Source organism: Pseudomonas sp. DTU_2021_1001937_2_SI_NGA_ILE_001 (assembly GCF_032463525.1).
GTDB lineage: Bacteria > Pseudomonadota > Gammaproteobacteria > Pseudomonadales > Pseudomonadaceae > Aquipseudomonas.
Genome location: NZ_CP135971.1, coordinates 4,835,835 through 4,859,790, shown reverse-complemented (window position 1 = coordinate 4,859,790; position 23,956 = coordinate 4,835,835). Strand labels below are relative to the sequence as shown.

Below are 23,956 nucleotides of genomic sequence, written 5' to 3'. Positions count from 1 at the left end.
CCATGCGCATCCATGTCTGTTTCATCGACCGTGTCGGAATAACCCAGGAAGTGCTGGCCATCCTTGGCAGCCGCAACTTGAACCTCGATGCAGTGGAGATGGTGCCGCCGAACGTGTACATCGATGCACCGACGCTCAGCCACAAGATGCTCGAAGAACTCAAGGACGCGCTGTTTCGTGTGCGGGGCGTCGAGGCCATCACGGTGGTCGACATCCTCCCCGGCCAGCGCCGCCATCTGCAGCTCGATGCCTTGCTGGCCGCCATGACCGACCCGGTGCTGGCCCTGGACAGCGCCGGCCAGGTGCTGCTGGCCAACCCGGCGCTGGTGGCGCTGATCGGCCGCGAGCCGGCCGGCGAATCGCTGGGTACGCTGCTCGACGACCCCGACCTGCAGGCCGCCTTGCTGGACAACGGTTTCCGCCTGCCGATGCGCGAGATCACCCTGGCCGGCCAGGCGTTGTTGCTGGAAGCCACGCCCATCACCGAAGCCGGTGGGCTGGTGACCCTCTACCCGCCCAGCCGCATCGGCGAACGCTTGTCGGCGCTGCATCATGACCATGCCGAAGGCTTCGACGCCCTGCTCGGCGAGTCGGCGGCGATCCGCACCCTCAAGGCCCGCGCCCAACGGGTGGCGGCCCTCGATGCGCCGCTGCTGATCGGCGGCGAGACCGGCACCGGCAAGGAGCTGGTGGCGCGGGCCTGCCACGCTGGCAGCGCCCGGCATGGCGAACCTTTCCTGGCGCTGAACTGCGCCGCGCTGCCGGAAAACCTCGCCGAGAGCGAGCTGTTCGGCTACGCACCAGGGGCGTTCACTGGTGCGCAGCGCGGCGGCAAGCCGGGCCTGATGGAGCTGGCCAACCGTGGCACGGTGTTTCTCGATGAGATCGGCGAGATGTCGCCGTATCTGCAAGCCAAGCTGCTGCGCTTTCTGAACGACGGCAGTTTCCGCCGGGTAGGCGGTGACCGCGAAGTGAAGGTCGACGTGCGCATCATCAGCGCCACCCACCGCGACCTGGAAAAGATGGTGGCCGAGGGCAGCTTCCGCGAAGACCTGTTCTACCGCCTGAACGTACTCAACCTGCAGGTGCCACCCTTGTATGAACGTGGCCAGGACGTCCTGCTGCTGGCGCGCTTCTTCATGCAGCAGGCCTGCACGCAGATCCAGCGCCCGCTGTGCCACCTGGCCGCCGACGCCCAGGCCGCCCTGCTCGGCCACCGCTGGCCGGGCAACGTGCGCCAGTTGCAGAACGTGATCTTCCGCGCTGCGGCGGTGTGCGACGGCAACCAGATCGGTCTGGCCGACCTGGATATCGCGGCGGGCGTGGCGGCCAGACAACCGTCCGAGACGGTCGACAGCCTGGAGCATGCCGTGGAGCGCTTCGAGAAAGACCTGCTCAGCCGCCTGTACAGCGACTATCCCTCGACCCGCCAGCTGGCCGCACGCCTGGGCACCTCGCATACGGCCATCGCCCACCGGCTGCGCAAATACGGTATCGGCGCCCGGGCCTGACGCGCTGCACACTAAACGGAATGAATTCGATACACCGTATCGAATTCATTCCATTGCAGGCTGCCTCACGTCGATCAAGGCGTTGATACTCCAGCCATTTCCCCGCGCCTGGCGATCCGTATCGATTTCGTTACAGAGACTCGCGCCTCGGCCACTACAGAATCAGCTCAAACCATTGATAAATAAGGAATAAAAGGTTCTGGCCGCAAATTTGCTTAATCAGACTCATAACGCATGCCCATGCAGCATGCACCTGCCCCCTAGGAGTCTTTATGAGCGAGTTGCGATTCACCGTAGAACACGAATGGCTGAGGGCCGAAACCGATGGCAGCATCACGGTCGGCATCACTCCTTATGCCCAGAATTCCCTCGGTGATGTGGTCTTCGTACAGCTCCCCGAATTGCAGGCCTACACTCAACACGCCGAAGTCTCGGTGGTCGAGTCGGTAAAGGCCGCCAGCAGCATCTACATGCCCCTCGACGGTGAAGTGGTCGCGGTCAACGACGCGTTGTCCGACACCCCCGAGCTGGTCAACGAGGATGCCCTGGGCGCAGGCTGGTTCTTCCGCTTCGTGCCTGCCGACGCCGATGCCATCCACACCTTGCTCGATCAGGACGCTTATGACCGCCTGATCCAAGCCAACGCGCAAGCCTGAGGAGCACGTCATGAGTGATCGTTTCGAGCTGGACACTGCCAACGAATTCATCGCCCGCCACATTGGGCCACGGGCGGCAGACGAGCAGGCCATGCTCCAGACCCTGGGCTTCGATTCGCTGGAGGCCCTGAGCGCCAGCGTGATCCCCGACAGCATCAAGGGCACCAGCGTACTGGACCTGCCGGCCGGACAGAGCGAAGCCGACGCCCTGGCCTCGCTCAAGGCCATCGCCGGCCGCAACCAGCTGTTTACCCATTACATCGGCCAGGGTTACTACAACACCCACACGCCGGCGCCGATCCTGCGCAACCTGCTGGAGAATCCGGCCTGGTACACCGCCTACACCCCGTACCAGCCAGAGATCTCCCAGGGCCGCCTGGAAGCCCTGCTGAACTTCCAGACCCTGATCAGCGACCTGACCGGCCTGCCCATCGCCAATGCCTCGCTGCTCGATGAAGCCACCGCTGCCGCCGAAGCCATGACCTTCTGCAAGCGCCTGAGCAAGAACAAGGGCAGCCAGCATTTCTTCGCCTCCAGCCATTGCCATCCACAGACCCTCGACGTGCTGCGCACCCGTGCCGAGCCACTGGGCATTACCGTGGTGGTCGCCGACGAGAACGAGCTGGGCGATGTCAGCGACTACTTCGGCGCCCTGCTGCAGTACCCGGCCAGCAACGGCGACGTGTTCGACTACCGCGAACTGATCGAACGCTTCCACGGCAGCAACGCCCTGGTCGCGGTCGCCGCCGACCTGCTGGCGCTGACCCTGCTGACCCCGCCCGGCGAATTCGGCGCCGACGTGGCCATCGGCACGGCACAGCGCTTCGGTGTGCCGCTGGGCTTCGGTGGACCGCACGCCGCGTATTTCTCGACCCGTGATGCCTTCAAGCGCGACATGCCAGGCCGTCTGGTCGGCGTTTCCGTCGACCGCCACGGCGAGCAGGCACTGCGCCTGGCCATGCAGACCCGCGAGCAGCACATCCGCCGTGAGAAGGCCACCAGCAACATCTGCACCGCTCAGGTGCTGCTGGCCAACATTGCCAGCATGTACGCCGTCTACCACGGCCCCCAGGGACTGACCCGCATCGCCAACCGCGTGCACCGCCTGACCGCGATCTTCGCTGCCGGCGTCGCCCAGGTGGGCCTTGAGGTGGAACAGGCGTTCTTCTTCGACACCCTGACCCTGGCCAGCGGCCCACGCACCGCCGACCTGCATGCCCGCGCCCAGGCCCAGCAGATCAACCTGCGGGTGATCGACAGCCAGCGCCTGGGTCTGTCGTTCGACGAAACCACCACCGTCGAAGCCGTCAAGGCCCTGTGGGCGCTGTTCGCCGACGACGGCCAGACGCTGCCGGACTTCGACGCCCTGGCCGCCAGCACCCACTCGCGCCTGCCGCATAGCCTGCTGCGTGAGTCGGCGATCCTCGAACACCCGGTATTCAATCGCTACCACTCGGAAACCGAGCTGATGCGCTACCTGCGCAAACTGGCCGACAAGGACCTGGCGCTGGACCGCAGCATGATCCCGCTGGGTTCCTGCACCATGAAGCTCAACGCCGCCAGCGAAATGATCCCGGTCACCTGGGCCGAGTTCGGCAGCCTGCACCCGTTCGCCCCCGCGTCGCAGAGCACCGGCTACAAGGCCATGACCGACGAGCTGCAGGCCATGCTCTGCGCCGCCACTGGCTATGACGCCGTGTCGCTGCAGCCCAACGCCGGCTCCCAAGGCGAGTACGCCGGCCTGCTGGCGATCCGCGCCTATCACCAGAGCCGTGGCGACAACGACCGCGACGTATGCCTGATCCCCTCCTCGGCGCACGGCACCAACCCGGCCACCGCCCAGATGGCCGGCATGCGCGTGGTGGTGACCGCCTGCGACGCCCGCGGCAACGTGGACATCGAAGACCTGCGCGCCAAGGCCGAAGAACACCGTGACCGCCTCGCCGCGCTGATGATCACCTACCCTTCGACCCACGGCGTGTTCGAAGAAGGCATTCGCGAGATCTGCGCCATCGTGCATGACAACGGCGGCCAGGTGTACATCGACGGCGCCAACATGAACGCCATGGTTGGCCTGTGCGCCCCCGGCAAGTTCGGTGGCGACGTCTCGCACCTCAACCTGCACAAGACCTTCTGCATTCCTCACGGCGGTGGCGGCCCAGGCGTTGGCCCGATCGGCGTCAAGGCGCACCTGGCGCCGTTCCTGCCCGGCCATGCGCACATGGAGCGCCAGGAAGGCGCGGTATGCGCCGCGCCGTTCGGCAGCGCGAGCATTTTGCCGATCACCTGGATGTACATCCGCATGATGGGTGGCGAAGGCCTCAAGCGTGCCTCGCAGATGGCCATTCTCAATGCCAACTACATCGCCCGCCGCCTGGAAGAGCACTACCCGGTGCTGTACACCGGCAGCAACGGCCTGGTCGCCCACGAGTGCATCCTCGACCTGCGCCCGCTCAAGGACAGCAGCGGCATCACCGTGGACGACGTGGCCAAGCGCCTGATCGACTTCGGCTTCCACGCGCCGACCATGTCCTTCCCGGTGGCCGGCACACTGATGATCGAGCCGACCGAGAGCGAGTCGAAGGAAGAACTCGACCGCTTCTGCACCGCGATGATCGCCATCCGCGAAGAGATCCGCGCGGTGGAAAACGGCACCCTGGACAAGGAAGACAACCCGCTGAAGAACGCACCGCACACCGCGGCCGAACTGGTCGGCCAGTGGAACCATCCGTACAGCCGCGAACAGGCGGTGTATCCGGTGGCCTCGCTGGTGGACGGCAAGTACTGGCCACCGGTCGGTCGTGTCGACAACGTCTATGGCGACCGCAACCTGGTCTGCGCCTGCCCGTCCATCGAGAGCTACCAGCAAGCCTGACCTCTCGCCCTCACGCCAGCCTGCCCGCCCTGCGCGGGCAGGCCCTGCGAATCTCTTGTGGAGTCGATCATGTCCGAGCAATCCCTGCGGGTGACCCCGCTGCACGCTCTGCACCGTGAACTGGGCGCGAAGATGGTGCCCTTCGCCGGCTACGAAATGCCGGTGCAATACCCCCTTGGCGTCATGAAGGAACACCTGCACACCCGCGAACAGGCCGGCCTGTTCGACGTGTCGCACATGGGCCAGATCCTGCTCGGCGGCGCCGAGGCCGCCAGCGCCCTGGAAAACCTGGTGCCGGTGGATATCGTCGATCTGCCGGTAGGCCTACAGCGCTATGCACTGTTCACCAATGAAGCCGGCGGCATTCTCGACGACCTGATGGTCGCGCGCCTGGCCGACGACCAGTTGCTGCTGGTGGTCAACGCGGCGTGCAAGGAACAGGACCTGGCGCACTTGCGCCAGCACCTGTCAGGCCGCTGCCAGATCGAAGAACTGTTCGAGAGCCGCGCCCTGCTCGCCCTGCAAGGCCCGGCAGCGGTTACCGTGCTGGCGCGCCTGGCACCCGAGGTGGCCGGCATGACGTTCATGCAGTTCGCCCGCCGGAACATTCTCGGCAGCGACTGCTACGTCAGCCGCTCGGGCTACACCGGTGAAGACGGTTTCGAAATTTCCGTGCCCGCCGCCGAAGCCGAAGCATTCGCCCGCCGCCTGCTGGCCGAGCCGGAAGTCGAGGCCATCGGCCTGGGCGCCCGTGACTCGCTGCGCCTGGAAGCAGGCCTGTGCCTGTATGGCCACGACATGAACGCTGCGACTTCTCCCGTAGAGGCCAGCCTGCTCTGGGCGATTTCCAAGGCGCGGCGCAGCGATGGCCCTCGAGCCGGCGGCTTCCCGGGCGCGGCGACGATCTTTGCCCAACAGCAGGACGGCGTGGCGCGCAAGCGCGTCGGCCTGCTGCCTCAGGAACGCGTTCCGGTGCGCGAAGGCGCGCAGATCGTCGACGAGCAGGACCGTCCTATCGGCGAGGTGAGCAGCGGCGGCTTCGGTCCGACCCTGGGCGCACCAGTGGCAATGGGCTATTTGGACAGCGATCACAGCGCGCTGGCGACCACTGTCTGGGCGATGGTGCGCGGCAAGAAAGTGCCGATGAAAGTGACAAAAATGCCTTTCGTGACACCACGTTATTTCAGGGGCTGATAAAGGCGTCAATAAAACAGCTCGAGGAAGAAAATCGTCACGGTTCTGTCGATGTTCTTTCATCACGATGCAACAGTTCTGTCGGCCTGATTCATGCACCGTGAAAGTGCAGGAATCAGACCAGGCATGAGCCGTGCCCCAAGGCGGTGTGCATTCCGTGTGCCTTGCCTCAGCCCTTTGAAATACGGGGTTTCGCGGGGCTTGTTTTTGTAACGAGAGTTGGCGTAGAGTTCCCTGACTGTGTTTGCAAAGGTCGCTGAATCGGGACCTGGGCAGTAGCTCAAAGACTTGCTACATCCCGTTCTACGTTTCTTACTTCCTGCAACCAGCTCCAGTACTCTTGCGGCTCCAATGCCGTAAAAGGCTGTCATTAAATTCAAGCGTCAAGGAAATAAGAAAATGTCTCAACGTCAGAGCGGCACCGTCAAGTGGTTCAACGACGAAAAAGGTTTTGGTTTTATCACTCCTGAGAGCGGTCCGGATCTGTTCGTGCATTTCCGCGCGATTCAGGGCAGCGGCTTCAAGAGCCTGAAAGAAGGCCAGAAAGTGACTTTCATCGCCGTGCAAGGCCAGAAAGGCATGCAAGCTGACGAAGTCATCGCAGAAGCCTAAGCAGCTGCGTGATCGCCAAAAGCCCCTGGTATTGACGTACCAGGGGCTTTTTGATTTCTGTCTCCCGGTACCATGGCACTTCCCACTGCCCAGCCAGCGAGACCTCGATATGCCCTCCCGCCCGCTACAACCCCAAGGCCACTTCGCACCCGCGCACCTGCTGCGCCGCCTGGCAGCCATCGCCTACGACCTGCTGCTGTGCCTGGCCGTGCAGATCGTCACCGCCTTCGTCTACAAGCTCATCTGGATGGCATTCGTGGGTGAGGCCCGTCTGCGCGAGCTGAGCGATGCCGGCGCCACGGACGGCGACCCGCTGCTGTCATCGCTGCTGCTTCTGGTGACCTTCGGGTTCTTCGCCAAGTTCTGGACCCATGGCGGGCAGACGCTGGGCATGCAGGTATGGGGTGTGCGGGTGCAGAATGCCGACGGCAGCGCGATCAGCCTCACCCAGGCGCTGCTGCGCTTCATGGTGGCCATCGCTTCGGCGTTGTGCCTGGGGCTGGGCTTTCTCTGGTGCCTGTACGACAAGCAAGGGCGTACCTGGCACGACATCTATTCCAATAGCCAGTTGGTCAGGTTGCCACGGCGTACGGCAGCCTGATCAGCCCACGGAGCCTTGGACCAGGCCCCGTGGATACGCAAGCCTCAGCCCGCGCGGCGCAGCAGCCAGACACCCGCCAGGGCGCAGATACTGGCCGGCACCAACACCGCGAACAGCGGCGAGAAGCCGAACACCAGGCTGGAAGGCCCCAGCAGGTCCTGGAAGATGCGGAAGGTGAAACCCACCAGCACACCGGTGAACACTCGCTGGCCGAGGGTCACCGATCGCAACGGGCCGAAGATGAACGAAATGGCCATCAGCACCAGGGCCACGGTAACCGCCGGCTGCAGCACCTTGGTCCAGAACGCCAGCCAGTAGCGACCATTGTTCAGGCCCTGGTCGGCCAGGTAGTGGGAATAGCTCCACAGGCCGCTGATCGACAGCGATTCGGGTGGCATGATCACGGTGCTGAGCAACTGCGGGCTGAGGGAAACGTCCCAGCGCTCGCTCGGCTCCTGGATGACCTCGGTGTGATCCTTGCGAAAATGCGTGGTGCTGATGTCGGTCAGCTCCCAGTAGTTTTCGTGATACTTGGCCTGGCGCGCGAAACTGGCGCTCAGCATGTGGCGCTGCTCGTCGAAACGGTAGCGGGTCACGCCGTACATCAGGCCGTTGGGCTGCACGCTGTTGATATGGATGAACTCGTCACCCTGACGGTGCCACATGCCGTGCTTGGCGCTTTGCGCATCGCCCGTGCCCTGGGCCAGGGAGCGGTCGGCCTGGGCCTTGCTCTCGGCAGCGGGGGCAACGTATTCGCCGACCAGTATGCCCACCAGCATCAGCGCCAGCATGGGCTTCATCACCGCCCAGGCGATGCGCGCGATGGACACCCCGGCCGCGCGCATGATGGTCAGCTCGCTGCTGCTGGCCAGGGTGCCGAGGCCGATCAGGCAGCCGATCAGTGCGGCCATGGGCAGCATGTCGTAAACCCGTCGCGGGGCCGTGAACAGCACGAAGGAGCCGGCGTCGAGCAGGGTGTAGCTGTCGCTCAGGTCGCCCATCTCATCGATGAAGGCGAACAGCGAAGCCAGCCCGAGGATGATGCCCAGCACCGCCAGAATGGCCATGAAGACACTCTTGCCGATGTAGCGGTCGAGTTTAACCACGGCTCACCTCCACACCTGCGCGACGCCCCGCCAGCCGCAGCCTTAGCGGCTCCCAATAGATAAGCCCCAGGCCGATCAGCAGGAACAGGGCGTGGACCCACCACATGCCCAGAGCCATGGGCAGCTTGCCCTTTTCCAGCGCGCCACGAACGGCGATCAGAATCGTCAGGTAGGCCATGTACAGGAGGATCGCAGGCAGAAGTTTCAGGTAGCGGCCCTGGCGCGGATTGACGCGGGCCAGGGGCACGGCCATCAGGGTCACGATGAACACCAGGATCGGCAGCGAGATACGCCAGTGCAGCTCGGCCTGGTAACGCGGGTTGTCGTTGCCGAACAGCTCGCGGGTCGGGATCGCATCGCGCTCGGTCACTTCCTCGCTGATTTCCGGCTTGGGCAGCAGCGCACCATAGGTGTCGTACTGGATGGCGCGGTAGTCGGCCTGGCCGGGATTGCCGTCGTAGCGGTAGCCGTTCTCCAGAACCAGGAAGCGGCTGCCATCGGGGCGCACTTCCTGGCGCCCCTTCTCGGCGACCAGCACGGTGATGCTGCCGTCATTCTTTTTATCGGCGCCAAGGCGCTTCTCGGAAATGAACACACCGCCCAGCTGGGTGCGGTCTTCGGACAGCTCCTGGGTGTAGGTGATTCGCGTGCCGTCGCGCAGCGCCTGGAAGCGCCCCGGCACCAGGGTGTCGAACTCGGTCAGGGCGTCCTGCTTGTTGATCAGCAGGCCGAACTGCGCGGCGCCCTGCGGGGCCAGGCTGAAACTCAGCCAGGCCACCAGCAGCGCCACCACCAGCGCCGGGCCCATGGTGAAGGCCAGCAGACGCTGCTGGCTCATGCCGGTGGCGGCCAGTACGGTCATTTCGCTTTCCAGGTACAGCCGGCCGTAGGCCAGCAGGATGCCCAGGAACAGCCCCAGCGGCAGGATCAGTTGCAGGAAGCCGGGCAGGCGGAAGCCCATGATCATGAACAGTACGCCAGGGTCCAGGGCCCCGGACGCCGCCTGCGCGAGGTACTTGATGAAGCGCCCGCTCATGATGATGACCAGCAGCACGGCGCTGACGGCGCTCAGTGTAACCAGCACTTCCCGGGACAGATAACGAAAGACGATCAAACCAGACACTCCAGATTTGCCAGGCAGCGGCTGCCGGACAAGGAAAAAGACGAGCCACGGTAAAGGAGGCGGCAGAGGGACTGCGCGCTCCGGCAAAAATATGCGGCATTATCCTGTGATTGACTGCTTCTGTCACTTCGCGTCGGGGATAGTTCGGTCATCCATGTCCTACGAACGTCCCGTGGGGTTGTCAGCGGTCGCCCGGCAGGGTCAAACTGCGGGTCCGCTCATACGCCAGGCCCGCAGACGGGCCTCGCCGCACAGATTTCTTTTCGCAAAGCTCAGTCATTCGGGGACCCGACATGGAATTGGTTGTCAAAAGCGTCAATCCAGAAACCTTGAAAACCGCCACCCTGGTCGTCGCCGTGAGCGAAGGCCGGGTTCTGGGCACGGCGGCCAAGAGCCTCGACGCCCTGAGCGGCGGCGCCCTGAGCGCCGTGCTCAAGCGCGGCGACCTGGCCGGCAAAGTCGGCCAGAGCCTGGTGCTGCACAACCTGCCCAACCTCAAGGCCGAGCGCGTTCTGCTGGTCAGTGTCGGCAAGGATGAAGCGCTGTCCGACCGCCAGCTGCGCAAGGTCATCGCCGGCGTGCTCTCGACCCTCAAGAGCCTGGGCGGCAGCGATGCAGCCCTGGCGCTGGACGACGTCAAGGTCAAGCACCGCGAAACCTATGGCAAGACCCGCCTGGTGGCCGAAAGCCTGCTCGACGGCGAATACGTGTTCGACCGTTTCAAGAGCCAGAAGGCCGAAGCCCGCCCCCTGAAGAAAATCACCCTGCTGACCGCCAAGGCCAGCGTCGCCGAAGTCGAAAGCGCCGTCAGCCACGCCCACGGCATCGCCACCGGCATGGCCCTGACCCGCGACCTGGGCAACCTGCCACCGAACATCTGCCACCCGACCTACCTGGGCGAACAGGCCAAGGCACTGGGCAAGGCGCACAAAAACCTCAAGGTCGAAGTGTTCGACGAGAAGAAAATCAAGGAGCTGGGCATGGGCTCGTTCCTGGCCGTGGGCCAGGGCAGCGCCCAGCCACCGCGCCTGATCGTCATGCAGTACCAGGGTGGCAAGAAGAGCGACAAGCCCTACGTGCTGGTCGGCAAGGGCATCACCTTCGACACCGGCGGTATCAGCATCAAGCCGGCGGCCAACATGGACGAGATGAAGTTCGACATGTGTGGCGCCGCCAGCGTGTTCGGCACCGTACGCGCGGTGCTGGAGCTGAACCTGCCGATCAACCTGGTGGGCATCGTCGCCGCCGCCGAGAACATGCCCAGCGGCACCGCCACCCGGCCAGGTGACATCGTCACCACCATGAGCGGCCAGACCGTGGAAATCCTCAACACCGACGCCGAAGGCCGCCTGGTGCTGTGCGATGCCCTGACCTATGCCGAGCGCTTCAAGCCGCAGGCGGTCATCGACATCGCCACTCTGACCGGCGCCTGCGTAGTCGCCCTGGGCGCCCATACCTCGGGCCTGCTGGGCAACAACGACGCGCTGATGAACCAGCTGCTGGACGCCGGCAAGCTGGCCGACGACCGTGCCTGGCAATTGCCGCTGTTCGACGAGTACCAAGAACAGCTGGACAGCCCGTTCGCCGACATCGCCAACATCGGCGGGCCGAAAGCCGGCACCATCACCGCCGCCTGCTTCCTGTCGCGCTTCACCAAGGCCTACGACTGGGCGCACCTGGACATTGCCGGCACCGCCTGGCTGAGCGGCGGCAAGGACAAGGGCGCCACGGGCCGCCCGGTACCGCTGCTGACCCAGTACCTGCTGGATCGCGCCGGCGTCTGATCCCTACCCCATGCCCCGCATATCGCGGGGCATGGCCGCCAGCGGAACGTACATGACCCAAGTCGATTTCTACATTCTGCCCAGCCCCGCCACCGAAGCGCGGCTGGACTTCGCCTGCAAGCTGGCCGACAAAGCCTGGCGCCTCGGGCACCGGGTCTACCTGCATTGCAGCGACGCCGCCCAGCGCGACGACCTGGACGAACGGCTGTGGCGTTTCAAGGGCGAAAGCTTCGTGCCGCACGGCGATGCCGAAAGCGACACGGTGGCGCCCGTGGTGCTCGGCCTGGGCGACGACCCTGGCGCCCACCAGGACCTGCTGATTAACCTCGACCTGTGCATCCCGGCCTTCTTCAAGCGCTTCGCGCGGGTGGCCGAACTGGTCATCGAAGACCCGGCGGTACGCCAGAGCGCCCGCGACAACTTCCGCCGCTATCGTGAACAGGGCTATGCTCCGCAAGACCACCGACTACAGCGCTTTTGAGTGAACGATGGATACTTCGAAAAAAGCCGAATCCGCGCACCTGCTGGATGACCTGGAGTCGATCCGCAAGCTGCTCGAAGAAGAAAACCTGCAGCCGCCGCTGCTGACCGAAACGGTCCACCGCGAGGAGCAGATCCCACTGCTGTTCGACGTGGTCGACAGCCAGCCGCCTTCGCAAGCCGCCAGCGTCGAAGCGCTGCCGCCACCGACACCCGACGCACCGCCCGCAGCGGCCGGCGCGCCACCGAGCGTCGACACCCTGCTGCACTTGGACGCCGACCTGCGCTCTGCCGCGCAGTTGATCATGCAGGACGTGATCAACGACTTCGCCCCGCACATCGAGAACGAGATCAAGCGCCGCCTGGAAGCCAGGCTGGAACGCCTGATCGCCGCCGCTGGCGGCAAGGGCTGAGCCCATTCCCGGAAGGGCGAAGTCCCGCTGACCAGCGCCCTTCCCCCGCCCGCTCGCAGCTTGTGGCCTGCTGATCCCCGGCGAGGGTATACTTGCCGGTTTCCGAATCAAGGCCACAGGTTCCCGCCGCGCATGGACAAGACTTACCAGCCGCACGCCATCGAAACTTCCTGGTACCAGACCTGGGAGTCCGAGAACTATTTCGCTCCGCAGGGCGCGGGTGACTCCTACACCATCATGATCCCGCCGCCGAACGTGACCGGCAGCCTGCACATGGGCCACGGCTTCAACAACGCGATCATGGACGCCCTGATCCGTTTCCGCCGCATGCAAGGCCGCAACACCCTGTGGCAGCCGGGCACCGACCACGCCGGCATCGCCACCCAGATGCTGGTCGAGCGTCGCCTCGAAGGCCAGGGCCTGAACCGTCACGAGCTGGGCCGCGAGAAATTCCTCGACAAGATCTGGGAGTGGAAAGCCGAGTCGGGTGGCAACATCAGCCGGCAGATCCGCCGCCTGGGCTCCTCGGTGGACTGGACCCGCGAGCGTTTCACCATGGACGACGGCCTGTCCGAAGCGGTCAAGGAAGCCTTCGTGCGTCTCTATGAAGACGGCCTGATCTACCGTGGCAAGCGTCTGGTCAACTGGGATACCAAGCTGCACACGGCGATCTCCGATCTGGAAGTGGAAAACCACGACGAGAAAGGTCACCTGTGGAACCTGCGCTACCCGCTGGCCGACGGCGTCAGGACCGCTGAAGGCAAGGACCACCTGGTGGTCGCCACCACCCGTCCGGAAACCATGCTCGGCGACGCCGCCGTGGCCGTTCACCCCGAAGACGAGCGCTACAAGGCACTGATCGGCCAGTTCGTCGAACTGCCACTGATCGGCCGCCGCATTCCGATCGTCGCCGACGAATACTGCGACCCCGAGTTCGGCACCGGCTGCGTGAAGATCACCCCGGCCCACGACTTCAACGACTACGAAGTCGGCAAGCGCCACAACCTGCCGCTGATCAACATCTTCGACAAGAACGCCAGCGTTCTGGGCAGCGCCCAGGTGTTCAACCTCGACGGCAGCCTGAACGACAGCGTCGATACCACCCTGCCTGCCGAATACGCCGGCCTGGACCGCTTCGAAGCGCGCAAGCGCATCGTCGCAGCCTTCGAGACCGCCGGCCTGCTGGTCAGCATCGACGACCACGCCCTGAAAGTACCGAAGGGCGACCGCTCCGGCACCGTCATCGAGCCGTGGCTGACCGACCAGTGGTACGTGTCCACCAAGCCTCTGGCAGAACCGGCCATCGCCGCCGTGGAAGACGGTCGCATCCAGTTCGTGCCCAAGCAGTACGAGAACATGTACTTCTCCTGGATGCGCGATATCCAGGACTGGTGCATCAGCCGCCAGCTGTGGTGGGGCCACCGCATCCCGGCCTGGTACGACCAGTCCGGCAAGGTCTACGTCGGCCGTGATGAAGCCGAAGTGCGTGCCAAGCACGGCCTGGCTGCCGATGTGGTGCTGAGCCAGGACAACGACGTGCTCGACACCTGGTTCAGCTCGGGCCTGTGGACCTTCTCCACCCTGGGCTGGCCGGAGAAGACCGAGGCGCTGAAGACCTTCCACTCCACCGACGTTCTGGTCACCGGCTTCGACATCATCTTCTTCTGGGTCGCGCGGATGATCATGCTCACCATGCACCTGGTGAAGAACGAAGATGGCACGCCGCAAGTGCCGTTCAAGACCGTCTATGTGCATGGCCTGGTGCGCGACGGCCAGGGCCAGAAGATGTCCAAGTCCAAGGGCAACGTTCTTGACCCGCTGGATATCGTCGACGGCATCACCCTCGACGCCCTGCTGGAAAAGCGCACCAACGGCCTGATGCAACCCAAGCTGGCCGACAAGATCGCCAAGCAGACCAAGGCCGAATTCCCGGAAGGCATCGCCAGCTACGGCACCGATGCCCTGCGCTTCACTTTCTGCTCGCTGGCCTCCACCGGTCGCGACATCAAGTTCGACATGGGCCGCGTCGAGGGCTACCGCAACTTCTGCAACAAGATCTGGAACGCCGCCCGCTACGTGCTGGACAAGGGCGAAGACTGTGGCCAGAACGGCGAAGCCTATGAGCTGTCGCTGCCGGACCGCTGGATCATCTCGCAGCTGCAGCGCACCGAGGCCGAGGTCACTCGCCAGCTCGACCAGTTCCGCTTCGACCTGGCTGCCCAGGCGCTGTACGAGTTCATCTGGAACCAGTACTGCGACTGGTACCTGGAACTGTCCAAGCCGGTGCTGTGGGACGAAAACGCGCCCATCGAGCGCCAGCGCGGCACCCGCCGTACCCTGGTGCGCGTGCTGGAAGTGGCACTGCGCCTGGCACATCCGTTCATGCCGTTCATCACCGAGGAAATCTGGCAGCGCCTGGCACCGCTGGCCGGCATCCAGGGCAAGACCATCATGCTGCAGCCGTGGCCGGTGGCCAACGAAACGCGCATCGACGAAGCCGCCGAAGGCGATATCGAATGGCTCAAGGGCCTGATGCTCGCGGTGCGCAACATCCGTGGCGAGATGAACATAGGCCCGGGCAAGCCGCTGCAACTGTTCCTCGGCAACACCACCGCCGAAGACGTGCGCCGCCTGCACGACAACGAGCACCTGCTCAAGAAGCTGGCCAAGCTGGAGTCCATCACCGTTCTGCAGCCGGGCGCCGAAGCACCGCTGTCGGCCACTGGCTTGGTAGGTGAGATGCAGGTACTGGTGCCGATGGCCGGCCTGATCGACAAGGGTGCCGAGCTGGCGCGCCTGGACAAGGAAATCCAGCGCCTGCAAGGTGAAGTGCAGCGGGTGGGCGGCAAGCTGTCCAACGCGGCCTTCGTCGACAAGGCCCCGGCGGACGTCATCGCCAAGGAACGCGCCAAACTGGCCGAGGCCGAACAGGCGCTGGGCAAACTGGCCGAGCAGCACGCCCGCATCAGCAGCCTCTGAAGCCGCCTGACGCAAACAGCCAGCCCCTTCGCGGGCTGGCTTTTTTATTGCCGCGACCCCACCCTGTCGCCGTAGGCGCAAGCCTGCTTGCGAACCGCAGGACCTGCACATGACCGACACAGCAAAACCACCGCGCAAAAAAGCCACGCCCGGCAAACCGGCTGCCGCGGCCGCCAAGGCCACCCTGCACCCACGCAACCGACACCAGGGTCGTTACGACTTCCCGGCGCTGATCAAGAGCAGCCCGGAGCTGGCCGAATTCGTCATCCTCAACCCTTATGGCAAGCAAAGCATCGACTTCGCCAACCCGCAGGCGGTGAGGACCTTCAACCGTGCCCTGCTCAAGGCCCAATACCGCATCGCGCACTGGGACATCCCGGCCGACTACCTGTGCCCGCCGATTCCTGGCCGCGCCGACTACCTGCATTTTCTCGCCGACCTGCTGGCACGCGGCAATGCCGGAGCCATTCCGCGCGGAGCGGCGGTCAAGGTGCTGGACGTGGGTACCGGCGCCAACTGCATCTACCCGCTGCTGGGGCATGCCGACTATGGCTGGCAGTTCGTCGGTTCGGAGATCGACGCCACGGCGATTGCCGCAGCGCGCACCATCGTCAAGGCCAACCGCCTGGACAAGGCCATCGAGATCCGCCAGCAAGCAGACCGCCAGAAGATCCTCAGCGGCCTTGTGGCGGCTCAGGAACGCTTCGACCTGACGCTGTGCAACCCACCCTTCCATGCCTCCCTGGAAGAGGCCACACGGGGCAGCCAGCGCAAATGGAAGAACCTTGGCAAGCTCGACCCGCGTCGCAAGCTGCCGGTACTGAACTTCGGCGGCCAGGCCCAGGAGCTGTGGTGCGAGGGCGGCGAGATTGCCTTCGTGCTGCGGCTGATCGAGGAGAGCGCGCAGATCCCCGAACAGGTGCTGTGGTTCAGCACCCTGGTGTCCAAGGCCGCCAACCTGCCCGAGATCCGCCAACGCCTGAACAGGATCGGTGCCTTCGACGTGCAGGTGGTCGAAATGGGCCAGGGTCAGAAGCAAAGCCGCTTCGTCGCCTGGACCTTCCAGGACCATACCGAACAGCAAGCCTGGCGCGCCGCACATTGGCGTTGAGGCCGCTGGCCACCCGCTGCCGCCTTGACCCTGCAGGACCGACTTCAGCCGCAATACTGGTCAGTTAGGCCGGGTAGGAGCGGCTTCAGCCGCGAAGCGACCGCCTGCTCACAACAGATGCAGTGAATTTCCTGGCGCTTTCGCGGCTAAAGCCGCTGCCACCGGGCCACATGCCGCTTAAGCGAACAGTAATGGCTTCAGCCGGGAAGCCTTTCGCGGCGCAAGCCGCTCCTGGCAAAAACACCCGCCCACGAAAAAGCCGCGCCTGGTGGTCCAGAGCGCGGCTTTTCGCAGCAAGCGGATGCTTACTTGTTGATCGCGTCGTTCAGCACTTTGGCTGGTACGAACTTGACCACTTTCTTGGCAGCGATTTCGATGGCGGCGCCAGTCGACGGGTTACGGCCGGTACGAGCCGGGCGCTCGCTGACTTTCAGCTTGCCAATGCCTGGCAGAGTGATTTCAGCACCGTTTTCCAGCTGATCAGCAACGATCTGGCCCAACTGCTCGAGAGCGTTACGCGCGGTAGTCTTTGGCGCGTCGATAGCGTCTGCGATATCGGCGATCAACTGGTCTTTGGTAAGAGCCATGTGGTGTTCCTTCCCTATAAAATTCATATGGATTGCAGAGTGCAACGTCGGCCATTGGCAGCCACGATCAATCGCGAAATGTAGATACTGAAACCATGAATTGGTTCGGCCAGCACGTGCACAAACTGCATGCCTGGCGCGCTGGAGTGCGCAGGACGGCGCAAAACTAGCACAGAGCCGGGCAAATATCCGCCTCCGCCGAGCCTTTTGGTCCGGTTTTGCGGGCTCTGCGGCGAAAAAAACCGTAAAAAATTCTTTACCGCTCGAAAAATCACCAGGTCACCTCATTTATCCCGGCCCTGCGGTACACTTGCCGACTGCATTGCTTTTCACCCTTTTCAGCCGAGACCTCCATGCCGATCCGTCATTGCATCGTCCATTTGATCGACAAGAAACCCGACGGCACCCCTGCTGTGCTGCACGCCCGTGACAGCGAACTGGCCGAGTCCGCGGCCATCGAAAACCTGCTGGCGGACCTGAACGAAAGCTACAACGCCAAGCAAGGCAAAGCCTGGGGCCTGTTCCACGGTGAATCCGGTGCCTACCCCTTCAGCGGCTGGCTGAAGGAGTATCTGGATGGCGGCAAGGACTTCACGGCGTTCTCGCGCATCGCGGTCGAGCACCTGCAGAAGCTGATGGAAGAATCCAACCTGTCCACCGGCGGCCATGTGCTGTTCGCCCATTACCAGCAGGGCATGACCGAATACCTGGCCATCGCCCTGCTGCACCACAGCGAAGGCGTGGCGGTCAACGATTCGCTGGATGTGACCCCCTCGCGGCACCTGGACCTCAGCCAGCTGCACCTGGCCGCGCGCATCAACCTCTCCGAGTGGCAGAACAACAAGCAGTCCAAGCAGTACATCTCGTTCATCAAGGGCAAGAACGGCAAGAAGGTTTCGGAGTACTTCCGCGACTTCATCGGCTGCCAGGAAGGCGTCGACGGCCCTGGCGAGACCCGTACCCTGCTCAAGGCCTTCAGCGACTACGTCGAGAGCGAAGACCTGCCCGAAGAGGCCACCCGTGAAAAGACCAAGGCCCTGGTCGACTACGCCAGCAGCCAGAGCAAGCTGGGCGAGCCCATCGGCCTGGAAGAACTTTCCGAGCTGATCGACGAAGAACGCCCCAAGGCCTTCTACGATCACATCCGCAACAAGGATTACGGGCTGTCGCCGGAGATTCCGGCCGACAAACGCACCCTCAACCAGTTCCGCCGCTTCACCGGCCGCGCCGAAGGCCTGTCGATCAGCTTCGAGGCGCACCTGCTGGGTGAGCGCATCGAGTATGACGAGGAGGCCGGCACCCTGATCATCCGTGGCCTGCCCACCCAGCTTACCGACCAGTTGAAGCGCCGCTGAACGCATGCTGCAGCGAACCCTGAAAAAGGTCGCCCTGATCCTGCTGGTGGTGGTGACCTATCAGAACTGGGGACGCATCGAGCACCTCATCGACCCGCCCGATGAGGCCGATGCGCAGCGCTACAGCCAGGCCCGGGTGGTGATGTATTCCACGTCCTGGTGCGGCTACTGCAAGCAGACCCGGCGCTGGCTCGACAGCAAGGGCATCGCCTACCGCGACTACGACATCGAAACCTCCCAGGAAGGCCGTCAGGCCTACGAAGCCCTGGGAGGGCGCGGCATTCCGCTACTCGACGTCAATGGCAGGCTGCTGCGCGATTTCAGCCCGGAGCAGGTCGAGAACGCGCTGCGCTGAAGGGGGCCAGGAGCAGGCTCGGGCCAGCCTGCCCGCCCGGCGTCGGCTCAGCCGCGCTTTTCGATACGGAAGCCCAGGCGCGGGAAATGCACGTGCACGGTGCCGGCCCGCGGGTCTTCGCGGCGCAGAATCAATTCTTCGGTGCCGGCGAAGACCAGCTCCCCTTCCACGGCATCGACACCATAGTCGATAGCGCCAATCGCCACCCGGTCGCCCACGGCGAAGCCGTTAGGGTCAGTGAAGGTTTCCACAGGCACAGCCACTGGGGTGGTATTACGAGCCACTTCGATAGCCTCGGCACTGCTCATCGGCGTCAAGGCCCCGTGGCCGAAGCCTTCGACCCGCTTCAGCCAGGCGGCCACGTTCGGGTAGTCATCCACGGCCGGCGCGGTATGCGGCGTCTGACGCAGGAACCACAGCGAATGGGCGGCAGCAAAGTCGGCGACGGACGGCTCGCCAAACAGAAAATCGCCATTACGCTGCAACTGCTGGTCCAGGCGCGACATGAACACCGGCCATTGGTGCCTGGCCTGCTCCAGCGGCAGGCGTGTAGCGGTGCCGCCACTGAACAGCCCGGCGCGATCGACCTTGAAGGCCTCGACCGCTTCGGGCGGCAGTTTGGCGAAACGCGCGGCCAGCACTTCGGGCTGGAATATGTGGCTCACCGCATGCTGGAACAACGTGGCATCGGCCCAGGCTGCCAAGCCCGCAACAGCGAATTCCTGACCCTGGGGAAACAGCGCCGGAATGGCCTTCTCCTGTTCCAGACGGCGGGCGATCAACGCGGTGTCGCAATAGATATCCGCGCCCACCTGCAAGACGGGCGTCTTGCGGTAGCCACCGGTCAGGGCCATCAGATCGGGCTTGGGCATCACCGGCGGGATGAACACCGAACGCCACGACAGGCCCTTGTAACCGAGCATCAGGCGGGCTTTTTCAGCAAAGGGCGAAGCGGGGTAATGGTGCAGAATCAGTTCGGACATCGGTCACCTCTTGAAGAATGGGCAAACTCACAGAGTAGCCGCCCGCCCTTGACTCAGGCGGGTAGCGCGACGCTCGCCTGCCAGTCGGAACGGGCCAGGGCTTCCTTGGCACTCTTGCGCAGCTTCTTGATCATCCGCTCGTGGCGCAGCGCCTCGCCCTTGCTGGGCCAGGACTCCACGTAGGCCAGGGCCACCGCCGGGCTGGCGCGGAAGAATCGCGCGCCCTTGCCGCTCTGGTGCGCGGCGAAACGCCGCTGCGGATCATCGCTGATACCGCAATACAACGAACCGTTGGCCGCCCGCACCAGATACACGAACCAGGGCTTGCCATCGGCCGTGGCCAGGCTTTCAGGCATTGCGTTGCCCGGAGAAGGCCTTCAGACCCTTTTGCGCCTGGGCACGGATGGCGTTCTGCACCAGTGGCGTCCAGCCCAGCAGCAGCCCCTTGGTACCCAAGGCCTGGCGCGACCAGCGCCACAGGTCGAAGTGGTCGTGGTGCTCGACGATCTTGCCGTCACGCAACACGAAACGCGCCTGGATGTCGTTGACCACGGTGTTGCCGGTCTGGCTGAACAGGTAGGTCGCCACCCAGTGCGCCGAACCCGTATGTGCGTCGGCCTGCACCTGGTCGAAACGCACGGAGAATTCCTTGGCCCGAGACGTGAGCATGCGCCACATGTCCTTGGCCTGTGCGCCGCGCAATTCACCGAATACCGGGTCGCTGAACAGCACGTCGTCGCTGTAGCAGGCGCACATGGCTTCGGCATCCAGGCGCGCGAAGGCCTGGTAGAAAGCGGTGATGAGGTCGGCGTTGGCCTGGCTTTGCGGATCGTCGCTCATGGAATGACTCGCGGGAATGGGATCCGAGCACGATAAGCAGTAGGCCAGCATTTGTCATGGGGCATATCAGACCTTTTCACAGCTGACCTGTACCTGGCGCGCCCTGCCCGCGCCCAGCGCGGCGATCATCGAACCACAGCCCAGAAAGGCGAAGATCCAGCCGATGGCCTGCCAACTGCCGGTCAGGTCATGCACCACCCCCACGGCGAAAGGCCCCATGGACGCCAACGTATAGCCCACACCCTGAGCCATGCTCGACAGGTTGGCGGCGACTTGCGAATTGCCCGCGCGCAGCACGATCAGCGCCAAGGCCAGGCTGAATGCCGCGCCCTGCCCCAGGCCCAGCAGAATGGCCCAGCCCCACAGCCCCTGCAGCGGCGCATACAGGCAGCCGAACAGGCCCGCCAGGGTCAGCAGCATGGCCAGGATGATCGCCAGCCGCTGGTCCTTGCCTCGGGTGGCCAGCCAAGGTGCGCTCAACGCACTGACCAGTTGCACGAGGATCGAACCGGACAGCAACAGGCCGGCTTGCGCCGGGGCCAGTCCGCGATCGATGAGTACCGAGGGCAGCCAGCCGAACACGATATAGGCCAGCGATGACTGCAGCCCCATGTACAGAGTGACCTGCCAGGCCAGGCGGTCACGCCACAAACCGATGACCCGGTAGCGGTCCTGCTGCAGGGCATGGGCGCTGCGCGCCTGCGGCCACCAGACCATTGCAGCCAGTACAGCCGGGACGACCCAGAAGCCCAGGCCGACCGTCCACAGGTCGCCGAACGCCTGACTCAACGGCACGCTGCTGGCCGCCGCCGTGGCCGCGCCCAGGCACAAAGCCATGGTGTAGACACCGGTCATGGTGCCGGCCTGGTGAGGGAAATCGCGCTTGACGATGCCCGGCAACAGCACGCCGATGATGCCGATGCAGGCGCCTGCCACCAGGCTTCCGGCGAACAGCCCGAACGCCCCCAGGTTACTGCGCAGCAGCACGCCGCTGGCCAACAACAGCAGCACCCAGAGCACCACCCGCTCGCTGCCGAAACGTCTCGCCAACAGCGGCGCCAGCGGTGCGAACAGCCCCAGGCACAGCACGGGCAGCGTGGTCAGCAAGCCCGCCTCGGCGGCCGACAGGCCCAGGGCGGCGGAAACATCGTTGAGCAGCGGCGCGATGCTCGACAACGCCGGCCGCAAGTTGAGCGCCACCAGCACCAGGCCCAGCAGCAACAACCCGCTGCGCCGCGCGCTGACGCCGGGTTTGGCCGGGTCGGATGTCTGGCTTGCGTCCGGGCTGGACGGGTGATCGGGCTGGCGGGGAAGCTGGGCAGTCATTGAATCCTCAGGAACAGTCAGGCCCCTCGGGCAGTAAGGGGGGCAGCTATCCTGTTGGAGAAGGCGGCGGCTGACAAGGTTCAGCGCAATTGCCTGGCCCCGGCGTACACCCGAGGCCCCTGCGCCAGGCATAAAAAAACCGGGCGCCAGGCCCGGTTCTTCTACGCTGCAGGTTCGGCCGATCAGTGGATGATCTGGCTGAGGAACAGCCTGGTGCGGTCGCTCTGCGGGTTGTCGAAGAAGTCGTCAGGCGCGGCCTGTTCGACGATTTCGCCACGGTCCATGAAGATCACGCGGTTGGCCACGGTGCGGGCGAAGCCCATCTCGTGAGTCACGCAGAGCATGGTCATGCCTTCTTCGGCCAGGCTGACCATGGTGTCCAGTACTTCCTTGACCATTTCCGGATCGAGTGCCGAGGTCGGCTCGTCGAACAGCATGATCTTGGGCTTCATGCACAGGGCGCGGGCGATCGCCACACGCTGCTGCTGGCCACCGGACAGCTGGCCTGGATACTTGTTGGCCTGCTCCGGAATACGCACGCGCTGCAGGTAGTGCATGGCGATCTCTTCGGCCTGCTTCTTCGGCATCTTGCGCACCCACATCGGAGCCAGGGTGCAGTTCTGCAGAATGGTCAGGTGCGGGAACAGGTTGAAATGCTGGAACACCATGCCCACCTCGCGGCGGATGGTCTCGATCTGCCGCAGGTCGGAGGTCAGCTCCGTCCCGTCGACGATGATCCGACCCTGCTGGTGCTCTTCCAGGCGGTTGATGCAGCGAATGGTGGTCGACTTGCCCGAGCCGGACGGCCCGCACAACACGATACGCTCGCCCTGACGGACGTTCAGGTTGATGTCCTTGAGCACATGGAACTGGCCGTACCACTTGTGGACACCTTCCAGGCGAATCATGCCTTCAGGGCCCAGAGGCTTTTTGACTGCTTCACTCATCACGAAACTCCTAACGCTTGTGGCCAGTGTCCAGCTTGCGCTCCAGATGCATGGAGTAGCGGGACATACCGAAACAGAAAATCCAGAACACCAGGGCCGCGAAGACATAGCCTTCGGTGGCCATGCCCAGCCAGGTCGGGTCGGCCGCAGCCTGCTTGACACTGTTGAGCAGGTCGAACAGGCCGATGATGATCACCAGGCTGGTGTCCTTGAACAGGGCGATGAAGGTGTTGACGATGCCGGGAATGACCAGCTTCAGGGCTTGCGGCAGGATCACCAGGCCCATGGCACGCCAGTAGCCCAGGCCCATGGCCGCAGCGGCCTCGTACTGGCCCTTGGGAATGGCCTGCATGCCACCGCGCACCACCTCGGCGATGTACGCCGACTGGAACAGGATCACGCCGATCAGCGCCCGCAGCAGCTTGTCGAAGTTCATGCCCTCAGGCAGGAACAGCGGCAGCATCACCGAAGACATGAACAGTACGGTGATCAGCGGCACGCCACGCCAGAACTCGATGAAGGTCACGCAGACCACCTTCACCGCCGGCATGTTCGAACGCCGCCCCAGCGCCAGCAGAATACCCAGCGGCAAGGCACCGACGATGCCCACGGTGGCGATCACCAGGGTCAGCATCAGGCCGCCCCACTGGCTGGTCGCCACGGGGGTCAGGCCGAACGCGCCGCCACGCAGCAGGTAGAAGGCGATGATCGGATAAGCCACCAGGAACACCAGGCCGTAGGCCAGCTTGCGCGGCATGGCCTTGATGAACAGCGGGGCGACGCCGACGATGGCCAGGATCACGGTCAGGTCGACGCGCCAGCGTTGTTCGCTGGGGAAGTAGCCGTACATGAACTGGCCGAAACGCTGCTCGATGAACACCCAGCAGGCGCCAGCCTTGGTACAGTCGGCGCGGGTGGTGCCGCTCCAGTTCGCATCCAGGATGGCCCAGCTGATCAGTGGCGGTACGATCAGCCACACCAGATACAGCGAGAACAGCGTCAGCAGGGTGTTGAACCAGCTCGAGAACAGGTTCGAGCGCATCCAGCCGACCACGCCGACGGTGGTCTTGGGCGGCGCCAGGTTGGGTTTGAAAATATGTGTGCTCATGCGCGTTTCC

At 64.2% G+C, this 23,956-nt stretch carries 22 protein-coding genes; 13 read left to right on the top strand and 9 right to left on the bottom strand.

Annotated elements, in window-relative coordinates; all coding sequences use genetic code 11:
* Positions 1-2 precede the first annotated feature (2 nt).
* The 6 genes from RRX38_RS21245 (at position 3) to RRX38_RS21220 (ending at position 7,449) form a co-directional block, all read left to right on the top strand.
* Positions 3-1,511, top strand: a complete 1,509-nt coding sequence (locus RRX38_RS21245) for a sigma-54-dependent transcriptional regulator (protein WP_295471291.1) — start codon at positions 3-5, stop codon at positions 1,509-1,511.
* Positions 1,512-1,783: 272 nt separating this feature from the next.
* Positions 1,784-2,167: a glycine cleavage system protein GcvH gene (gene gcvH / locus RRX38_RS21240; RefSeq protein ID WP_295471293.1), complete on the top strand. Its 384-nt coding sequence runs from the start codon at positions 1,784-1,786 to the stop codon at positions 2,165-2,167.
* Positions 2,168-2,177: 10 nt separating this feature from the next.
* Positions 2,178-5,042, top strand: a complete 2,865-nt coding sequence (gene gcvP, locus RRX38_RS21235; protein WP_315960559.1) for an aminomethyl-transferring glycine dehydrogenase — start codon at positions 2,178-2,180, stop codon at positions 5,040-5,042.
* A gap of 69 nt (positions 5,043-5,111) precedes the next feature.
* Complete coding sequence (gene gcvT, locus RRX38_RS21230; protein WP_315960558.1) at positions 5,112-6,236, top strand: glycine cleavage system aminomethyltransferase GcvT; 1,125 nt, start codon at positions 5,112-5,114, stop codon at positions 6,234-6,236.
* Positions 6,237-6,635: 399 nt separating this feature from the next.
* Positions 6,636-6,848: a cold-shock protein gene (locus RRX38_RS21225; RefSeq protein WP_285861563.1), complete on the top strand. Its 213-nt coding sequence runs from the start codon at positions 6,636-6,638 to the stop codon at positions 6,846-6,848.
* Between the two features lie 109 nt (positions 6,849-6,957).
* Entirely contained in the window at positions 6,958-7,449 is a 492-nt protein-coding gene (locus RRX38_RS21220) for an RDD family protein (protein WP_295471299.1), read from the top strand.
* Between the two features lie 44 nt (positions 7,450-7,493).
* Here the strand turns inward: RRX38_RS21220 and lptG are convergent, their stop codons facing one another.
* Both lptG and lptF read right to left on the bottom strand, forming a co-directional pair.
* Positions 7,494-8,555: an LPS export ABC transporter permease LptG gene (lptG, locus tag RRX38_RS21215; protein ID WP_295471301.1), complete on the bottom strand. Its 1,062-nt coding sequence runs from the start codon at positions 8,553-8,555 to the stop codon at positions 7,494-7,496.
* Positions 8,548-9,669, bottom strand: a complete 1,122-nt coding sequence (lptF, locus tag RRX38_RS21210; RefSeq protein ID WP_295471303.1) for an LPS export ABC transporter permease LptF — start codon at positions 9,667-9,669, stop codon at positions 8,548-8,550. Before lptF ends, lptG begins: the two co-directional genes overlap by 8 nt.
* Before the next feature lie 302 nt (positions 9,670-9,971).
* On the opposite strand from lptF, the gene RRX38_RS21205 reads away from it, so the two are divergent.
* The 5 genes from RRX38_RS21205 to rlmF all read left to right on the top strand — a co-directional run bounded on the left by RRX38_RS21205 (position 9,972) and on the right by rlmF (position 16,445).
* Positions 9,972-11,462 (top strand): leucyl aminopeptidase, encoded by a 1,491-nt coding sequence (locus tag RRX38_RS21205; protein WP_315960557.1) that lies wholly within the window; start codon positions 9,972-9,974, stop codon positions 11,460-11,462.
* 52 nt (positions 11,463-11,514) lie between these two features.
* Positions 11,515-11,943: a DNA polymerase III subunit chi gene (locus RRX38_RS21200; RefSeq protein ID WP_315960556.1), complete on the top strand. Its 429-nt coding sequence runs from the start codon at positions 11,515-11,517 to the stop codon at positions 11,941-11,943.
* A 7-nt stretch (positions 11,944-11,950) separates the two neighbouring features.
* A complete protein-coding gene (locus RRX38_RS21195) occupies positions 11,951-12,355 on the top strand; it encodes a DNA polymerase III subunit chi (protein ID WP_315960555.1) in 405 nt (134 codons plus the stop codon).
* Positions 12,356-12,487: 132 nt separating this feature from the next.
* The gene (locus tag RRX38_RS21190; RefSeq protein ID WP_315960554.1) at positions 12,488-15,334 is read left to right on the top strand and encodes a valine--tRNA ligase; all 2,847 of its coding nucleotides are present in this window, start codon (positions 12,488-12,490) and stop codon (positions 15,332-15,334) included.
* Between the two features lie 109 nt (positions 15,335-15,443).
* Positions 15,444-16,445, top strand: coding sequence for a 23S rRNA (adenine(1618)-N(6))-methyltransferase RlmF (gene rlmF, locus RRX38_RS21185; protein ID WP_315960553.1), 1,002 nt, complete (start codon positions 15,444-15,446; stop codon positions 16,443-16,445).
* 305 nt (positions 16,446-16,750) lie between these two features.
* Here the strand turns inward: rlmF and RRX38_RS21180 are convergent, their stop codons facing one another.
* Positions 16,751-17,032 carry an HU family DNA-binding protein gene (locus RRX38_RS21180; protein WP_295471314.1) on the bottom strand — a complete coding sequence of 94 codons (282 nt, stop codon included), beginning with the start codon at positions 17,030-17,032 and terminating at the stop codon, positions 16,751-16,753.
* 353 nt (positions 17,033-17,385) lie between these two features.
* Between RRX38_RS21180 and yejK the strand changes: the two genes are divergently transcribed.
* Complete coding sequence (gene yejK, locus RRX38_RS21175; RefSeq protein ID WP_315960552.1) at positions 17,386-18,387, top strand: nucleoid-associated protein YejK; 1,002 nt, start codon at positions 17,386-17,388, stop codon at positions 18,385-18,387.
* A 4-nt stretch (positions 18,388-18,391) separates the two neighbouring features.
* Positions 18,392-18,742 carry a glutaredoxin family protein gene (locus tag RRX38_RS21170; protein ID WP_295471318.1) on the top strand — a complete coding sequence of 117 codons (351 nt, stop codon included), beginning with the start codon at positions 18,392-18,394 and terminating at the stop codon, positions 18,740-18,742.
* 47 nt (positions 18,743-18,789) lie between these two features.
* Here the strand turns inward: RRX38_RS21170 and RRX38_RS21165 are convergent, their stop codons facing one another.
* From RRX38_RS21165 to RRX38_RS21140, 6 genes are all read right to left on the bottom strand, one after another.
* The gene (locus tag RRX38_RS21165; RefSeq protein WP_315960551.1) at positions 18,790-19,725 is read right to left on the bottom strand and encodes a glutathione S-transferase family protein; all 936 of its coding nucleotides are present in this window, start codon (positions 19,723-19,725) and stop codon (positions 18,790-18,792) included.
* 53 nt (positions 19,726-19,778) lie between these two features.
* Positions 19,779-20,081, bottom strand: coding sequence for a GIY-YIG nuclease family protein (locus RRX38_RS21160; RefSeq protein ID WP_295471322.1), 303 nt, complete (start codon positions 20,079-20,081; stop codon positions 19,779-19,781).
* A complete protein-coding gene (locus RRX38_RS21155) occupies positions 20,074-20,565 on the bottom strand; it encodes a nuclear transport factor 2 family protein (protein ID WP_295471324.1) in 492 nt (163 codons plus the stop codon). The genes RRX38_RS21160 and RRX38_RS21155 overlap by 8 nt, the downstream gene beginning before the upstream one ends.
* Positions 20,566-20,631: 66 nt before the next feature.
* The gene (locus tag RRX38_RS21150; protein WP_410524841.1) at positions 20,632-21,891 is read right to left on the bottom strand and encodes a CynX/NimT family MFS transporter; all 1,260 of its coding nucleotides are present in this window, start codon (positions 21,889-21,891) and stop codon (positions 20,632-20,634) included.
* Positions 21,892-22,073: 182 nt separating this feature from the next.
* The gene (locus tag RRX38_RS21145) at positions 22,074-22,838 is read right to left on the bottom strand and encodes an amino acid ABC transporter ATP-binding protein (RefSeq protein WP_295471327.1); all 765 of its coding nucleotides are present in this window, start codon (positions 22,836-22,838) and stop codon (positions 22,074-22,076) included.
* Between the two features lie 10 nt (positions 22,839-22,848).
* Positions 22,849-23,946 carry an amino acid ABC transporter permease gene (locus RRX38_RS21140; protein WP_295471329.1) on the bottom strand — a complete coding sequence of 366 codons (1,098 nt, stop codon included), beginning with the start codon at positions 23,944-23,946 and terminating at the stop codon, positions 22,849-22,851.
* Between the last annotated feature and the right edge of the window lie 10 nt (positions 23,947-23,956).

What these genes read in the sequence shown, in the direction of transcription:
- RRX38_RS21200 (WP_315960556.1), top strand. Translation starts at nt 11,515, where the DNA reads ATGACCCAAGTCGATTTCTACATTCTGCCCAGCCCCGCCACCGAAGCG.
- RRX38_RS21195 (WP_315960555.1), top strand. Translation starts at nt 11,951, where the DNA reads ATGGATACTTCGAAAAAAGCCGAATCCGCGCACCTGCTGGATGACCTG.
- RRX38_RS21180 (WP_295471314.1), bottom strand. Translation starts at nt 17,032, where the DNA reads ATGGCTCTTACCAAAGACCAGTTGATCGCCGATATCGCAGACGCTATC.
- gcvT (WP_315960558.1), top strand. Translation starts at nt 5,112, where the DNA reads ATGTCCGAGCAATCCCTGCGGGTGACCCCGCTGCACGCTCTGCACCGT.
- RRX38_RS21165 (WP_315960551.1), bottom strand. Translation starts at nt 19,725, where the DNA reads ATGTCCGAACTGATTCTGCACCATTACCCCGCTTCGCCCTTTGCTGAA.
- RRX38_RS21205 (WP_315960557.1), top strand. Translation starts at nt 9,972, where the DNA reads ATGGAATTGGTTGTCAAAAGCGTCAATCCAGAAACCTTGAAAACCGCC.
- RRX38_RS21140 (WP_295471329.1), bottom strand. Translation starts at nt 23,946, where the DNA reads ATGAGCACACATATTTTCAAACCCAACCTGGCGCCGCCCAAGACCACC.
- rlmF (WP_315960553.1), top strand. Translation starts at nt 15,444, where the DNA reads ATGACCGACACAGCAAAACCACCGCGCAAAAAAGCCACGCCCGGCAAA.
- RRX38_RS21150 (WP_410524841.1), bottom strand. Translation starts at nt 21,891, where the DNA reads ATGACTGCCCAGCTTCCCCGCCAGCCCGATCACCCGTCCAGCCCGGAC.
- RRX38_RS21190 (WP_315960554.1), top strand. Translation starts at nt 12,488, where the DNA reads ATGGACAAGACTTACCAGCCGCACGCCATCGAAACTTCCTGGTACCAG.
- gcvP (WP_315960559.1), top strand. Translation starts at nt 2,178, where the DNA reads ATGAGTGATCGTTTCGAGCTGGACACTGCCAACGAATTCATCGCCCGC.
- RRX38_RS21245 (WP_295471291.1), top strand. Translation starts at nt 3, where the DNA reads ATGCGCATCCATGTCTGTTTCATCGACCGTGTCGGAATAACCCAGGAA.
- RRX38_RS21225 (WP_285861563.1), top strand. Translation starts at nt 6,636, where the DNA reads ATGTCTCAACGTCAGAGCGGCACCGTCAAGTGGTTCAACGACGAAAAA.
- gcvH (WP_295471293.1), top strand. Translation starts at nt 1,784, where the DNA reads ATGAGCGAGTTGCGATTCACCGTAGAACACGAATGGCTGAGGGCCGAA.
- RRX38_RS21145 (WP_295471327.1), bottom strand. Translation starts at nt 22,838, where the DNA reads ATGAGTGAAGCAGTCAAAAAGCCTCTGGGCCCTGAAGGCATGATTCGC.
- RRX38_RS21220 (WP_295471299.1), top strand. Translation starts at nt 6,958, where the DNA reads ATGCCCTCCCGCCCGCTACAACCCCAAGGCCACTTCGCACCCGCGCAC.
- RRX38_RS21160 (WP_295471322.1), bottom strand. Translation starts at nt 20,081, where the DNA reads ATGCCTGAAAGCCTGGCCACGGCCGATGGCAAGCCCTGGTTCGTGTAT.
- RRX38_RS21155 (WP_295471324.1), bottom strand. Translation starts at nt 20,565, where the DNA reads ATGAGCGACGATCCGCAAAGCCAGGCCAACGCCGACCTCATCACCGCT.
- yejK (WP_315960552.1), top strand. Translation starts at nt 17,386, where the DNA reads ATGCCGATCCGTCATTGCATCGTCCATTTGATCGACAAGAAACCCGAC.
- RRX38_RS21170 (WP_295471318.1), top strand. Translation starts at nt 18,392, where the DNA reads ATGCTGCAGCGAACCCTGAAAAAGGTCGCCCTGATCCTGCTGGTGGTG.